Genomic DNA, 13,988 nt, shown 5'->3' with positions numbered 1-13,988 from the left:
TGTCGAATATATCAAAATCATATACGTAAAATGTATGTGTACCGTTATAAATAGTATACTTTTATAATAACTATATGCCCGAATAGTTAGTTTTAAAAAGTAAAACCCGACTTAATATGTATGATGACGATGATGATAACCACAATTATGATATAGACTCTTGGAGGCAGTTACCTGTTTTCATTCAGGCTGAGGTTATCTTAAAATTAGTAGAGCATATAGTAGATTGTATTCCGAAAGAAGAAAGCAATGCTTCTTCTGTGTATGAACATTCGCTATTTGACTACCATACGGCTAGTATGATGGAAAATGCACTTATTATCCCTGCTAAGATTGCTGGAATTCATGGTGTAGAGCTCTATGATATAAAAATGGAAAATGCAGTCATTATAAGAAAAGCTGCACAAGAAATCATTACAAATTTAAGAGGTTTACAAATTGCAGGCTTTAGAGAAATAGAATATCTAGAATTATTACGTAGAGAAATCGAAGTATTACGCCCGTTATTTGCAGAGTGGGTTAAAACCTTTAATCCTTATAATTATATTATAGATCGTTGGGGACTCTTTAATCCTCCGGGTGTAGATTATAATGATAAAATGCCAGGAGATGATTTGCCTTATGACAATAATCACCTGTATGAAGATTTTGATAGTGATGAAGATTAATCACACTATAAGGTTAGATAATGTTTTTTAGATATACGCTTTCGCGAAATCGAACTTGTGAGATTCACGACCAAAGGGAGAGCGTAGCGTTAAAGCGTATACATCTTATTACTTATTCAATTTTAAAATAGGATTAAATTGCACTACCTGAGAGAGTACAATTTGTGTCTTAGATTCTCCATAGCTTATAATTTGATCTATAAATCTTTCTAAGTGGTATTGATTATTTAAAACTACTTCCATCACAATATTTTCATTCCCTGTAATACGATAACAATTCACAACTTCTTCAAAAGTTTTTACTTTTTCTAGGAATGGTTTTAGTTTTCCCATAAATGCGCGAAGGGTTATAATGGCTTTAAATTGATATCCCATTTCTAAGGGAGAGATGATAGCTTTAAAACCCGTAATCACTCCCATATCTTCCATCTTCCTAATACGCTCTGAAACTGCAGGTGATGTAATTCCAACTTTACGCCCTATTTCGGCATTAGATTGTCTTGCATTTTCTTGCAAACATTTTAAAATTTTGAGGTTTAGCTCATCTACCATAAATTTTAAATTTTATTTTCAAAAATACATCATTTTTAAAGACAAAACTCTTTTTTGCTTTAAAATCAAAAGTTAGACTCTCCTTTTATGATTGTAACTTTGTTTTCATAAGAAATGGCAAAAGCATATAATCACATATCACAACCTGAAATACCTGTTAAAGATACTTTACTCTATAACAAGGCATTAGATATTTATACCTTATCTAGGTCTATTACATCACACTTAACAGAAAATAAGACTGTAAGTACCTTATATGCATCTGACAATGAATCTGAAAATACCTTAGAAGAAATTGTAATTAGTGCAGTGACATTACCATCAAAAATAGCCATTGCACAGACTACAAAAAACATAGGTCTACGACTAGACTCTACCAATAGTATTATACATCATATAGATAGAATACGTGCTAATTGCAAAAAGCTTCGAAAAATCTCAAAGCGCAATAGGGAACATATGCGTGTATTATCTTCAGAAATTTTAAAATTTAAGAAGATGTATAGACAATGGAATATTGCTATCACACAGCAAAATTGACACTTGCTTACCCTCCCACTTTAATTTTATAAAAGCTAACATATCAATGCATTATAGAAATTGATTTTGTTAGAATATCATATACGACTTGTAAAAAGAAGTTATATACAGTGACATATAATTTCACATTTTATACAGTCTGCAAAAATAATGTTATAAAAAAATGAAGTTTACTGTAAGTTATTAAAAGAAAAATAGACAATTGTTGTTATGAAGAAGCAATTTTCAGAATTTACTACTAGTGCCGTCTTTTATTATGGCGATGAAGAAATCCTATCCCCCTATTTAGAATCTAAGCCCTTATCATTATTTACATTTATTTGGGCACAAAAAAATCCTGTTTCTTTAAAACTAGATCAAGTTGATTTTACACTTGAACCTGGTCAAATCATAGCTCTTACACCACTACATCATCTACAATATATTGAAGGAAATGCTGTAGTGTATCAATTTAATAGAGAATTTTACTGTATTAAAGATCATGATAAAGAAGTAGGTTGTGTTGGGATTTTGTTTTATGGAAACTCAGAATTACCTGTAGTGACCTTAGAAGAAGATCAAAAACGTAAACTTCAAATGTTACATGAAGTTTTCTTAGAGGAATTAGAGACAAAGGATAGTATTCAGGCAGAAATGCTACGCTTACTAATGGCTCGTTTTATTATCAAAATTACACGTCTCATAAAATCTCAAGGACATTATGGGCAAGTACATGATGAAAAATTAGAGATCATACGTATGTTTACATTCTTAGTTGAATGGCATTTTAGAAAAGAGCATTCTGTATCTTTTTATGCTGCCCAACTCAATAAATCTCCAAAAACAATTTCAAATTATTTTTCAAAATTTGATAAGACTCCTTTACAGATTATCCATGATAGAATTGTGCTTGAGGCCAAAAGGCTACTTACATATACAGATAAATCTGCAAAAGAAATTGCTTTTGAAGTAGGCTTTCAAGATGCATCGCATTTAAGCAGACTCTTCAAAAAGCAAACAGGAGAATCTCCATCTGCATTTAAAAATAAAACAAAACAACTCGTTACTGCATAAGTATACTGGTTTCTATTTTATATCATATTTCTTTGTATTTTTCTAGTACAAAGAAATATGCATATATATGTCAAATACAGGGTTGATCATAGAAGAACGAAGTCGAGATATAGGTGACTTCTTAGTAGGACGTTTAATACCATTTCGCAAAAAAAGAATGGTGGGTCCTTTTATTTTTATAGATCATATGGGACCTACAGAATTAGGTCCAAATCATTATATGGATGTAGATCAGCATCCACATATAGGACTTGCGACACTGACTTATCTTTTAGAAGGAAAAATAACCCATGAGGACAGTATGGGTACGCATCAAGTAATACGGCCTGGATCTGTAAACTGGATGGTCGCAGGAAAAGGATGTACCCATACAGAGCGTACACCACAAGAAGCGAGGCTCCATAAAGAAGTTTTTACAATGCATGGCTATCAGATATGGGTAGCACTTCCAAAAGACCTTGAAGATATTACTCCAGAGTTTCACCATATTGAAGCTACTTCGCTTCCCCGTTGGTCAGATCAAGGCGCTCAATATACCCTTGTAGCTGGTCAAGCTTTTAATAAAATGTCACCCGTTCCTGTTCACTCAGATTTATTTATGATTGCTATTACCACTACAACAGCGCATACTTTTGTAGCAAAAGGAAATATAAAAGGTGAAATAGGCATCTGCATTGTAAGTGGTAGTATTACAGCTTGTGATCAAACCATCACTGCTGGCAATATGCTCGTAAGTAAAATTGAAGATGTATGTACAGTACAGATTTCTCCTGATAGTCATATACTTATATTTGGAGGTGAGCCTTTTCCTGAAGAACGTCATATTTTCTGGAATTTTGTAAGCCATTCTAAAGAAAAAATTGAACATGCAAAAGAAGCTTGGAAAACTGGTTTATTCCCTAAAGTTCCTAATGACACATCATATGTACCATTACCAAAACCACCCAGTTTTGGCAAATAATGTATATTGCAAAAACAGCTTCATATTTAACACTAAACATTCATACATTTTGAAAAAGTATATATTCCTTATCGCATGTTGTTTATTAACACTAACGTCCTATAGTCAAAGACAGTCTTTAACATCTCAAGAACAGGATAGTTTAAACATTTGGCAACTTGCAAAATATGACGGAGCCTCGGCTTTAGGAGGGTTGTTTCATGCTTATAGCAGACCCATACATTGGGATGGGGATGATTGGGCAACCTTTGGATTTGTAGCGGGAGGAACAGCTTTATTATATTTTGTAGATGATGAGACCAGTGAGTTTTTTAGAAACCAAGAAGATTCATCTCCTACTATTTTAAAAGAATTTGGAGAACGTTTTGGAAGTCCTCAAGTAACCTATGGTATAACAGGATCTGTATATCTATTTGGGTTATTTACCAAAAATGAGCCAGTACGAGAAACCGGTGTATTATTAATTTCTTCGGCAACAGCGGTAGGCCTAATTCAAACAGTACTAAAAACTACAGTCGGAAGATCCAGACCTCAAAATAACGAAGGTAAGTTTGCTTTTAAACCCTTTAGTGGTGAAGCAGGTTTTAGATCTTTTCCATCTGGACATACTATATTATCATTTACAACAGCATATGCTATTTCAAAACAATTTGATAACCCGTGGGTAAAAGCGGGTATCTATACTGTGGGGATGATATCACCAATATCACGTATCGTAAATGGAGCTCACTGGCTTACAGATGTAGCATTGAGTATTGCTATAAGTGTTGTTACTGTAGATGCTATAGATAATTACTTAAATGCAAAAAAACGATACCCAGGTGAAGACGATCGTAAAAAAGGGATTACTTGGAATATTAATTTTGGTGTTGGAAGCATGGGTATTGTAGGACGATTTTAAAAAAGTAATATGCCCTTTGAGTTTTTTATAGAATGGTTGTATCCATTACATCTAAGACATAAAAAAATGTTTGGTATCGATGCGTTTTATCTAGAAGAACGTATTGTATTTGCTTTATGTAAAAACGAAAAGTATCATAAAGACTATGGTATTTGGATTGCCACAAAAAAAGAACATCATCAAAAATTAAAACACCAACTCACAAGCATAAGACCTCTCATATCTATAGGTATAAAAACATGGCTTGTACTTCCTGAAAATCACGATGCATTTGAAGAAGATGCACATACTCTTGTAACACTACTAAAATCAGGAAGCCCTCTCATAGGAAACATCCCTAAAAAAAGAAAACCCTAAAAATAACTTTCTAGGGTTTCCCAGCATCAAATTGGGGGAAAGACATATCAAGAGTAATATGCTTTGTAGACTTATATATATTTAACTTAACCATTTACTAGAAAGTCTACATATAATCATATACGTACAGATATGATTTTTAGATGTTATCTGTTTATTTTTTTTCGGTTTTATACAAAAAACAGTCATTTTTATCTCAAATAGGTAATATTGACATCTACTCAGGAATATATGGCAACTCATTTGCTGTAAGATCATCGCTTCTCCTAAGACAAAGTCATCAAATAAAATTAAAATCAACGATGGCAAAACAACATATATCCGTATTAAATCTTATAGAGATTTTCAGAAAAGGGAAAGCAAAATTCATAGAATCGATGAATCCAAAAATGTATTGTTCTCAAAAACATTTACACGATTACTATTGTGACCAAGAAGCTTCCTTCTAAACTTTAAAAATCACGTACACTGAGTACACCCAATATAAATTCAAAACAAAACATCAAACAAATAAAAAATAGAAATTATGAGCACATTCAATGTTCCAACAAAAGACCAAGTAAACGATACAAACAAAGCAATATTTGACAAATTAGAAGGTATGTTAGGATTTGTACCTAATTTATATGCAACCTATGCACATTCTGATAATGCACTAGCAAACTACTTAACATTTGCAAATGCTCCAACGTCACTTAAAGCAAAAGAAAAAGAAGTAGTAAACCTTGCAGTAAGCGAAGTAAACGCATGTAATTACTGTCTTTCTGCTCACACAGCTATTGGAAAAATGAACGGTTTTACCGATGATCAAATTTTAGAATTAAGAGCTGGAAATGCTCCTTTTGATGCTAAACTTGATGCACTTGCAAAACTTGCAAAAAACATTACAGAAAATAGAGGACGTGCAGAAGAAACAGTAGTAGACAACTTCTTAAATGCAGGATGGACTAACGAAAACTTAATAGACACCATCGTATTAGTAGGAGAGAAAACAATTTCAAACTACATCCACAACACAACTCAAGTGCCTATTGATTTTCCAGTAGCACAACCATTAAACAGCGTAGTAGCTTAATTCAAAATCTATATAAACAACACACTAAAAATTAAAAAAATGAAAAAAGTAATTGCATTATTCGTATTAGTATTCACAGTATCATTCGCAGCACAAGCACAAGACAAAATGATGAAAGATGCTCCAGCAAAAAAAATCACACTAGAGCAAACTAAAGGCGAATTTACTCAAAAACAAATCACTGTTTCTGAAGGAACATACGTTTTTGAAATTGATAATAACAATGTAGGACACAAGGTAGGATTTGTATTAGTACAAAAAGGAAAAGATGTTTCTAATCCTGAAAACCATATCAAAACTGCTTATGTAACTGCAGCTGTAGAAAACAATACAACAGGGCATTCAAACCCTACAAAACTAGCAAAAGGAGAATATGTATACTTCTGTCCGCTTAACCCAACTTCGACAGATAATGTCCTTATTGTAAAGTAACAACTCACATTGCTACTTACACTCTAAAAAGACCGCCTATATAGGCGGTCTTTTTATGTATATACACAAGATATTTATGATACTTTCAGTACTTTTGACACAAAATAAAAGACAATGAAAACCATCTATTTAATTGCCTGTATAGCGTTTCTATCACTAAGTTGTAAAAATGAAACACCACAGCAAAAAGAGTCTGAATTACCCGAAGTAAATGCAGAAAATCAAACAGAAAAGAAAGAACTTACCGAAGCTGAAAAAATTGCAAATGCAAACGGATTTGGAAATTGGGACGCTGTTTCTCAAATAGATTTTACGTTTAATGTAGATCGTCAAGGACAAAATGTAGCAAAACGCTCTTGGTCATGGAAACCCAAAACAAATGATGTGACGATGACTCTTGGAGAGCAAGTAATAGCATACAATAGAGCTTCTATGGATAGTGTCCCTCCAGGCACTGACGAAGGTTTTATTAATGATAAGTTTTGGTTATTAGCACCTTATCAATTAGTATGGGATGAAGGCACTAGCATAACCGTTCAGGATACTGCTACAGCGCCTATTTCACAAAAGAAAACTAAAAAATTAACGATCCTTTACGGTAATGAAGGCGGGTACACACCTGGTGATGCTTATGACTTTTATTATGATGCCGATGATTACATTATAGATGAGTGGGTTTTTAGAAAAAGTAATGCGCCGGAACCTTCTATGATGACTACATTTTCTGACTATCAAAAATTTGAAGGTCTTAATATCTCCACATCGCATACGGATAAAGTAGGAGATTTAAAACTCTATTTTACAGATATAAAAGTGGTAAAATAATTAAATTACAAATAATATATAAAAGAGCTACCTAGGTAGCTCTTTTTAGTTTTATACCATTAACGCTTTACAGCAATCACTTCAATTTCAATTTTTGCGCCCGCCGCTAGAGCTTCGGCAGCAAATGTAGTACGTGCAGGTTTCTGAGGTAAATACGTTTTATAAATTTCATTAAAAGCAGCAAAGTCTTCAATATTATCAAGAACAACAAGAGATTTTACTACATGACTCATATCCATATCATGCTGCGCCAAAACGGCTTTGATATTTTCTAATGTTTGTTTTGTCTCGGCTTCAATACCACCTTCTACTAATGTTCTGGTGCTTTGGTCCATCCCTATTTGTCCAGATAAAAAATATAGATCCCCTACTTGTACAGCATCAGAAAAAGGAGCATTTGCTTTCTTAGGTTCATGAGAGGCATGGTATGTGACTTCAATAGGAGCTTTTGCAGTTGCTTTTTCATCTTCTCCACCCACCGAAGTAGTTACTTTTGTTTCGCATGAAAAAAAGAAAATAGTTAGTAAAAGTGCAGATAAAAGGTTCGTTTTCATAGATACATTGTTTTAGAGAAGATAAATGTAACAGATAATTGTCGCTTTTTTAAGGGATTGTTTATTTTTATGCTTTCGCGAAAGCGTATGCTTACAAATACCCAATATAACACATACGCTTTACAACCAATATATTATGGATACTAAACAAGAATTTTTTGATTTTATAAATGCTGGAAATACGTTTAAAGGAGACTTTATTACGATGGGAGCAGCTATGCTAGAAGGAGAAACTATAACAAATGCTCATGTAAAAGTACCCTTAAAAACCTTAAATCGCCACGGATTAATAGCGGGAGCTACTGGTACCGGAAAGACAAAAACATTGCAAGTACTTGCAGAAAACCTTTCTGACCAAGGTATTCCTGTTTTGATGATGGATATGAAAGGAGACCTTTCAGGGATTGCAAAAGCAAGTCCCGGACATCCTAAAATAGACGAACGTCACGAAAAAATTGGGATACCTTTTGAAGCCAAGGACTTCCCAGTAGAAATTCTGACACTGTCTGAGCAAGATGGGGTACGTTTAAGAGCTACTGTAAGCGAGTTTGGACCTGTATTATTTTCTCGTATTATTGATGCTACGGTAGCGCAAGCAGGAATTGTGTCTATATTATTTAAGTATAGTGATGACAATAAATTGCCGCTATTAGATCTTAAGGATTTTAAAAAGATTTTGCAATATGCAACCCGTGAAGGGAAAAAAGAGATTGAAGAAAGTTACGGTCGTATCTCACCGGCTTCATCAGGATCTATACTTCGTAAAATAGTTGAGCTAGAACAACAAGGGGCCGATATCTTTTTTGGAGAAAAATCATTTGACACAGAAGATTTAACACGTATTACAGATGATGGCCGTGGTATTATTAATATTGTACGCCTTACTGATATTCAAGATCGACCTGGATTATTCTCAACTTTTATGTTGAGTTTATTAGCCGAAATATATGGTACATTCCCAGAGCAAGGGGATAGTGATCGTCCAGAATTAGTGATCTTTTTGGATGAAGCACATCTTATATTTAAAGAAGCATCAAAAGCACTTCACAATCAAATAGAAAGTATTGTAAAACTAATTCGTTCGAAAGGAGTAGGATTATATTTTGTAACTCAAAACCCTACCGATATTCCTGAAGGTGTTTTAAGTCAGTTAGGATTAAAAATTCAACATGCTTTACGTGCTTTTACAGCTAAGGATCGTAAAGCCATAAAATTGACTGCCGAAAATTATCCTGACTCTCCTTATTATGATACCAAAACAGTATTAACTTCGTTAGGAATAGGAGAAGCGCTAGTTTCTGCTCTAGATGAAAAAGGACGTCCTACACCACTAGCAGCTACAATGCTTAGAGCTCCCATGTCACGTATGGATATTTTAACGCAAGAAGAACTTGATAGTATTAATACAAGTTCAAAACTCGTTAAAAAATATAGCGAAACTGTAGATAGAGATAGTGCTTATGAATTACTAAATAAAAAAATAGAAAAAGCAAACGAAGAGGAGGTCAAAGCAAAAGCAAAAGAAGAGCGTGCTAAAGCTTCAAGATCAAGCTCTAGTAGTAGACGAGGTTCTTCAAGAAAACCTGCACAAAGTGCTACATCAAAAGCAATTATTAAAGTCCTTACCAGCGCAACAGTTATACGTGGTGTGTTTGGAATCTTAGGAAAAATGCTTAAATAATCATATTAAAATATACCTATACCCATGAATCGTATTTATATCACATTACTCATACTTACCTTATGTATTACTTCTTGTACTGAAAAAGACACTACTTTTTCAGTAACCAATGAAGCGGTAGGAGCTATTACAAAAGCAACTAAAACAAGTGACTTAGATGCCTTGTTTAAAGGACCTAATGATAGTTTAGTAAAAACAGCATCTGCAAATTATGTGCTATATGAAAAAGGAGGAAATAAATTAATGAAACTATCTCCTAAAAAAAATGATAACGATATCATTGATCATATTCAGTTTTTTGATGATCGCTATACTACTGAGAATGGTATTTCTTTAAAAAGCACATTTGAGGATATCAAAAATGCGTATACCATTAAGAAGATTAGCAATATGATTGACTTTATTATTGTTTTTGTTGAAGAGAGTGAGGTCTACTTTATCATAGATAAGAAACACTTATCGTCAGAAGTACGATTTAGCACATCAAGTAAATTAGAACCTGTACAAGTACCTGGAGAAGCTCCTATTAAGCATTTTATGTTTACATGGCCTTTGAAATAATGATTTGATTACTGCATATTTCATATACTAGACATCTCAAAACCAGATGAAAAAATCATATCACATACAAAATGCTCCCTTTGTTGTACCTACTACAGATGGAAAAGTTATAGAAGAACATTGGGGTCGTGCTACAGATGGTAATCAAGAAATTAGTATTGCACATATGGTTGCTCCTTCAGGATGGAGCGAACCCTTCCAAACGCCAGAATTTGATGAGTACACATACATCATTAAAGGGAAAAAGCAGTTTATTATTGATGGAGACACCGTTATATTAGAAGCAGGTCAGTCTATCAAGATTAATAAAAATACAAGAATTCAATACAGTAATCCTTTTGATGAAGCTTGTGAATACATAGCTATTTGCACACCTGCTTTTTCACCAGATACTGTTCATAGAGAAGATTAGGTTTGAAAAAAATCCTTATTAAATTATTACCTAAGATTATAGGCACTCAAATTAATGCCATGTCTTTATGGTCAAAAAAAGCTGCCGCACGCAAAGCTTTTTTAATATTTTGTACTCCTAGAGGAGGACGTATTAAAGAAGATCAAAAGGAATTCTTAAACGCTGCTAAAGACGAACAATTAAAAATCAATGACACGGTAACTGTTCAAACCTATAAATGGGAAGGCTCTGGTCCTACCGTTTTATTAATACACGGTTGGGAAAGTAATGCTCATAGATGGTGGCGTCTTATAGAAGTATTACAAAGTCATCATTACAATATTGTTAGTTTTGATGCCCCTGCTCATGGAAATTCTACGGGTAAGATTTTAAATGTTCCTTTATACACAGAAAGTTTAGAAATAGTCTCGCAACATTATCAACCTAAATTTCATATTGGGCATTCTGTAGGAGCATTAACCACCATTTTCCACTATTATAAACACCAACCTACCTATATAAAAAAGCTAGTAAGCCTAGGCGCTCCTTCCGAGCTTTCGGAAATTATGAAAGACTACCAAAAGATTCTTAGTATGAATAATATGGTGATGAGAGGGCTAGACAGCTTAATCCAACAACGTTTTGGATTTGCTATTAAAGAGTTTTCTGGATATAGTTTTGCACAATCAATAGACATTCCAGGGCTTATTATACATGATGTTTATGACAAAATCACTCCAGTAGAAGCCTCTAGAGGGATTCATAAAAATTGGAAAGACAGCACCTATATAGAAACTTCTGGTCTTGGACATTCGTTATACCAAGATGAAGTACGTAATCACATTATCGAATTTATAACATAAAACCTATGAGCAACGTAAGACCCTTCCACTTAGCAATTCCAGTGGATCATGTAGAAAAAGCCAGAGTATTTTATAGAGATATTCTACAACTAGAAGAAGGAAGAAGTAGTGACCATTGGGTTGACTTTAATTTTTTCGGTCACCAACTTGTTATTCATTATAAAGAGAAAAACAAAACAGAAGAAAACCATCACAATGAAGTAGATGGTAAGGCTGTACCCGTACCTCATTTCGGTGTTGTACTTGGGTGGGATGATTTTCACGCTTTCGCGAAAGCGATAACACCTCATATCACTTTTGTGATTGAACCTTATATTCGATTTGAAGGATTAGTAGGTGAGCAAGCCACTATGTTTTTTTATGACCCTTGTGGAAATGCGCTTGAATTCAAAGCCTTTAAAGACGACAGCCAACTATTTGCTAAATAATATAATCGTTATTATATACTTTCTAAGTATACAAAACAATACTTAAGGGATATTTTCCTATCCTCCTAGACCTGCGTCATATCCATCATCAAAACCTTCATCGTATCCAATATCATAACCTTCAGTAGAGCCATCAATAGTACCATCAGTAGAACCATTTACACTCCCAGTACTGCCTCCCAAAATTATTTTCAAAGTTTTTTTTGGTAATGCCTGCACATCAATATTTACTATATTCTTTTTCATAGAAATTTATTTAAGATTCTCTAATTTACAATTATTCTGATATAAAAAGGTCGCCAATTTCTTGACGACCTTTCCCCAACCAATCATAAACAAGAATTCATTACGAATCCTTATTACGTTTAATTCGTTATCTCTTTATAAAACGCTTTACTGTTCTTGTGCTTGAAGCTTCATCAATCACTTCCAGTAAATACATTCCATTACTTAGTCTTGACACATCTAATGTGTTATCTTGAGTAGTGTATGTCTCACTCATTACCACTTGTCCTGTGATAGAATATACATTTATAGCATATCCATTATTCACACCTCCTAAAGAGATATTTAAGAACGAAGTTGTAGGGTTTGGATACATATTTAACTCAACATCAATTTGATTATCCTCTACTGAAAGTACATCGGTACGTATTACTTCTATAAAATCTTCAGAGATATCTGAACAATCTAAGTCATCAAGTGCCGAAAGTGGTTCTCCAATTTGATCTAATCCGTTTCCTGGCACACCTCTGTAAGACCATCCCCAGATTTCGCAAGTACCTACTCCTGCTCCTTCAAGATCAATGGTGTTTGTGTTAACCACATTCAATATTAATCCAGTTTCTGCATCGGTAATTACATATCTGTATGATAAGTTTGGAGATTCATTTTCGTGTGCTACTACGATTGGGTTTGCAACACCATCATCAACTAAAATAGTTACAGAATTTTCTCCTGTTATGATAGTTGTATCTTCTCCAATTTCATTTGTAGCATCTATGTCAACGTTTACTGTTCCGCCATCTGCAGCTTCTCTGATAATCGTTACTGCATTGTCTGAAATATCTGAACAATCTAAATCATCTAGTGCCGAAAGTGGCTCTCCAATTTGATCTAATCCGTTTCCTGGAACACCTCTATAAGACCATCCCCAGATTTCGCATACACCAGCAGCTACTCCGTTTAAGTCAATACTGTTAGTAGCAACTACGTTTAAGATTAAGCCTGTTGCTGCATCTGTAATTACATATCTGTACGATAAGTTTGGTGCATCATTCTCGTGTACTACAACTATTGGATCAGCTTGTGAATCTAAACAGATCACAGCTTCTGTATCTCCATTGAAACTTGTCGTTCCATTTGGATTTCCTGTTGCGTCTAAATCTATTGATACTGTTCCTCCATCGGCAGCTTCTCTGATAATCGTTACTGCATTGTCTGAAATATCTGAACAATCTAAATCGTCAAGTGCCGAAAGTGGCTCCCCGATTTGATCTAATCCGTTTCCTGGAACACCTCTGTAAGACCATCCCCAGATTTCGCATACACCAGCAGCTACTCCGTTTAAGTCAATACTATTGGTAGCAACTACGTTTAAGATCAATCCTGTTGCTGCATCTGTAATTACATATCTGTATGATAAGTTTGGTGCATCATTCTCGTGTACTACAACTATTGGATCAGCTTGTGAATCTAAACAGATCACAGCTTCTGTATCTCCATTGAAACTTGTCGTTCCATTTGGATTTCCTGTCGCGTCTAAATCTATTGATACTGTTCCTCCATCAGCAGCTTCTCTGATAATCGTTACTGCATTGTCTGAAATATCTGAACAATCTAAATCGTCAAGCGCCGAAAGTGGCTCACCGATTTGATCTAATCCATTTCCAGGAACACCTCTGTAAGACCATCCCCAGATTTCGCATACACCAGCAGCTACTCCGTTTAAGTCAATACTGTTGGTAGCAACTACGTTTAAGATCAATCCTGTTGCTGCATCTGTAATTACATATCTGTATGATAAGTTTGGTGCATCATTCTCGTGTACCACAACTATTGGATCAGCTTGTGAATCTAAACAGATCACAGCTTCTGTATCTCCATTGAAACTTGTCGTTCCATTTGGATTTCCTGTCGCGTCTAA

18 protein-coding genes are annotated in these 13,988 nt (G+C 34.3%); 14 read left to right on the top strand and 4 right to left on the bottom strand.

The window, feature by feature from the left end; all coding sequences use genetic code 11:
- The first annotated feature begins 116 nt into the window (after positions 1 to 116).
- Complete coding sequence (locus tag CHB80_RS10125; RefSeq protein WP_089371357.1) at positions 117 to 668, top strand: hypothetical protein; 552 nt, start codon at positions 117 to 119, stop codon at positions 666 to 668.
- Positions 669 to 776: 108 nt separating this feature from the next.
- Here CHB80_RS10125 and CHB80_RS10120 read toward each other — a convergent pair whose 3' ends face one another.
- A complete protein-coding gene (locus tag CHB80_RS10120) occupies positions 777 to 1,220 on the bottom strand; it encodes an Lrp/AsnC family transcriptional regulator (RefSeq protein WP_089371356.1) in 444 nt (147 codons plus the stop codon).
- 114 nt (positions 1,221 to 1,334) lie between these two features.
- Here CHB80_RS10120 and CHB80_RS10115 point away from each other — a divergent pair, with 114 nt between their 5' ends.
- The 8 genes from CHB80_RS10115 to CHB80_RS10080 all read left to right on the top strand — a co-directional run bounded on the left by CHB80_RS10115 (position 1,335) and on the right by CHB80_RS10080 (position 7,364).
- On the top strand, positions 1,335 to 1,760 hold the full coding sequence (locus tag CHB80_RS10115; RefSeq protein ID WP_089371355.1) for a hypothetical protein: 426 nt from the start codon (positions 1,335 to 1,337) through the stop codon (positions 1,758 to 1,760).
- Positions 1,761 to 1,970: 210 nt separating this feature from the next.
- Complete coding sequence (locus tag CHB80_RS10110; RefSeq protein ID WP_089371354.1) at positions 1,971 to 2,813, top strand: helix-turn-helix domain-containing protein; 843 nt, start codon at positions 1,971 to 1,973, stop codon at positions 2,811 to 2,813.
- Between the two features lie 67 nt (positions 2,814 to 2,880).
- A complete protein-coding gene (locus CHB80_RS10105; protein WP_089371353.1) occupies positions 2,881 to 3,774 on the top strand; it encodes a pirin family protein in 894 nt (297 codons plus the stop codon).
- A 49-nt stretch (positions 3,775 to 3,823) separates the two neighbouring features.
- Positions 3,824 to 4,675, top strand: coding sequence for a phosphatase PAP2 family protein (locus tag CHB80_RS10100; RefSeq protein ID WP_229746830.1), 852 nt, complete (start codon positions 3,824 to 3,826; stop codon positions 4,673 to 4,675).
- 9 nt (positions 4,676 to 4,684) lie between these two features.
- Positions 4,685 to 5,032, top strand: a complete 348-nt coding sequence (locus CHB80_RS10095; protein WP_089371352.1) for a hypothetical protein — start codon at positions 4,685 to 4,687, stop codon at positions 5,030 to 5,032.
- Positions 5,033 to 5,558: 526 nt separating this feature from the next.
- A complete protein-coding gene (locus CHB80_RS10090) occupies positions 5,559 to 6,107 on the top strand; it encodes a carboxymuconolactone decarboxylase family protein (protein WP_089371351.1) in 549 nt (182 codons plus the stop codon).
- 39 nt (positions 6,108 to 6,146) lie between these two features.
- A complete protein-coding gene (locus CHB80_RS10085) occupies positions 6,147 to 6,539 on the top strand; it encodes a hypothetical protein (protein WP_089371350.1) in 393 nt (130 codons plus the stop codon).
- A 114-nt stretch (positions 6,540 to 6,653) separates the two neighbouring features.
- The gene (locus CHB80_RS10080; RefSeq protein ID WP_089371349.1) at positions 6,654 to 7,364 is read left to right on the top strand and encodes a hypothetical protein; all 711 of its coding nucleotides are present in this window, start codon (positions 6,654 to 6,656) and stop codon (positions 7,362 to 7,364) included.
- A 59-nt stretch (positions 7,365 to 7,423) separates the two neighbouring features.
- Here the strand turns inward: CHB80_RS10080 and CHB80_RS10075 are convergent, their stop codons facing one another.
- Positions 7,424 to 7,918, bottom strand: a complete 495-nt coding sequence (locus CHB80_RS10075; RefSeq protein ID WP_089371348.1) for a RidA family protein — start codon at positions 7,916 to 7,918, stop codon at positions 7,424 to 7,426.
- Positions 7,919 to 8,054: 136 nt separating this feature from the next.
- On the opposite strand from CHB80_RS10075, the gene CHB80_RS10070 reads away from it, so the two are divergent.
- Genes CHB80_RS10070 through CHB80_RS10050 form a run of 5 tightly spaced genes read left to right on the top strand, consistent with a single transcriptional unit; the run spans position 8,055 to position 11,842 of the window.
- Complete coding sequence (locus CHB80_RS10070) at positions 8,055 to 9,599, top strand: helicase HerA-like domain-containing protein (protein WP_089371347.1); 1,545 nt, start codon at positions 8,055 to 8,057, stop codon at positions 9,597 to 9,599.
- 24 nt (positions 9,600 to 9,623) lie between these two features.
- A complete protein-coding gene (locus tag CHB80_RS10065; protein WP_089371346.1) occupies positions 9,624 to 10,160 on the top strand; it encodes a hypothetical protein in 537 nt (178 codons plus the stop codon).
- Positions 10,161 to 10,206: 46 nt separating this feature from the next.
- Positions 10,207 to 10,572 carry a cupin domain-containing protein gene (locus CHB80_RS10060; RefSeq protein WP_089371345.1) on the top strand — a complete coding sequence of 122 codons (366 nt, stop codon included), beginning with the start codon at positions 10,207 to 10,209 and terminating at the stop codon, positions 10,570 to 10,572.
- Positions 10,573 to 10,574: 2 nt separating this feature from the next.
- Complete coding sequence (locus CHB80_RS10055; protein ID WP_089371344.1) at positions 10,575 to 11,414, top strand: alpha/beta fold hydrolase; 840 nt, start codon at positions 10,575 to 10,577, stop codon at positions 11,412 to 11,414.
- A gap of 5 nt (positions 11,415 to 11,419) precedes the next feature.
- A complete protein-coding gene (locus CHB80_RS10050; protein ID WP_089371343.1) occupies positions 11,420 to 11,842 on the top strand; it encodes a VOC family protein in 423 nt (140 codons plus the stop codon).
- Between the two features lie 57 nt (positions 11,843 to 11,899).
- Here the strand turns inward: CHB80_RS10050 and CHB80_RS10045 are convergent, their stop codons facing one another.
- Positions 11,900 to 12,088, bottom strand: a complete 189-nt coding sequence (locus CHB80_RS10045) for a hypothetical protein (protein WP_089371342.1) — start codon at positions 12,086 to 12,088, stop codon at positions 11,900 to 11,902.
- A gap of 127 nt (positions 12,089 to 12,215) precedes the next feature.
- The coding region (locus tag CHB80_RS10040; RefSeq protein WP_089371341.1) for a T9SS type A sorting domain-containing protein at positions 12,216 to 13,988 on the bottom strand (1,773 nt) is incomplete at its 5' end.

It is taken from the genome of Dokdonia pacifica, assembly GCF_900188275.1.
Classification (GTDB): Bacteria; Bacteroidota; Bacteroidia; order Flavobacteriales; family Flavobacteriaceae; genus Dokdonia; species Dokdonia pacifica.
This window is presented reverse-complemented; position numbering and strand designations above follow the sequence as displayed.

Coding starts and splice junctions, on each gene's coding strand:
- CHB80_RS10120 (WP_089371356.1), bottom strand. CDS start 1,220: ATGGTAGATGAGCTAAACCTCAAAATTTTAAAATGTTTGCAAGAAAAT.
- CHB80_RS10110 (WP_089371354.1), top strand. CDS start 1,971: ATGAAGAAGCAATTTTCAGAATTTACTACTAGTGCCGTCTTTTATTAT.
- CHB80_RS10080 (WP_089371349.1), top strand. CDS start 6,654: ATGAAAACCATCTATTTAATTGCCTGTATAGCGTTTCTATCACTAAGT.
- CHB80_RS10105 (WP_089371353.1), top strand. CDS start 2,881: ATGTCAAATACAGGGTTGATCATAGAAGAACGAAGTCGAGATATAGGT.
- CHB80_RS10045 (WP_089371342.1), bottom strand. CDS start 12,088: ATGAAAAAGAATATAGTAAATATTGATGTGCAGGCATTACCAAAAAAA.
- CHB80_RS10050 (WP_089371343.1), top strand. CDS start 11,420: ATGAGCAACGTAAGACCCTTCCACTTAGCAATTCCAGTGGATCATGTA.
- CHB80_RS10085 (WP_089371350.1), top strand. CDS start 6,147: ATGAAAAAAGTAATTGCATTATTCGTATTAGTATTCACAGTATCATTC.
- CHB80_RS10060 (WP_089371345.1), top strand. CDS start 10,207: ATGAAAAAATCATATCACATACAAAATGCTCCCTTTGTTGTACCTACT.
- CHB80_RS10115 (WP_089371355.1), top strand. CDS start 1,335: ATGGCAAAAGCATATAATCACATATCACAACCTGAAATACCTGTTAAA.
- CHB80_RS10065 (WP_089371346.1), top strand. CDS start 9,624: ATGAATCGTATTTATATCACATTACTCATACTTACCTTATGTATTACT.
- CHB80_RS10090 (WP_089371351.1), top strand. CDS start 5,559: ATGAGCACATTCAATGTTCCAACAAAAGACCAAGTAAACGATACAAAC.
- CHB80_RS10075 (WP_089371348.1), bottom strand. CDS start 7,918: ATGAAAACGAACCTTTTATCTGCACTTTTACTAACTATTTTCTTTTTT.
- CHB80_RS10070 (WP_089371347.1), top strand. CDS start 8,055: ATGGATACTAAACAAGAATTTTTTGATTTTATAAATGCTGGAAATACG.
- CHB80_RS10125 (WP_089371357.1), top strand. CDS start 117: ATGTATGATGACGATGATGATAACCACAATTATGATATAGACTCTTGG.
- CHB80_RS10095 (WP_089371352.1), top strand. CDS start 4,685: ATGCCCTTTGAGTTTTTTATAGAATGGTTGTATCCATTACATCTAAGA.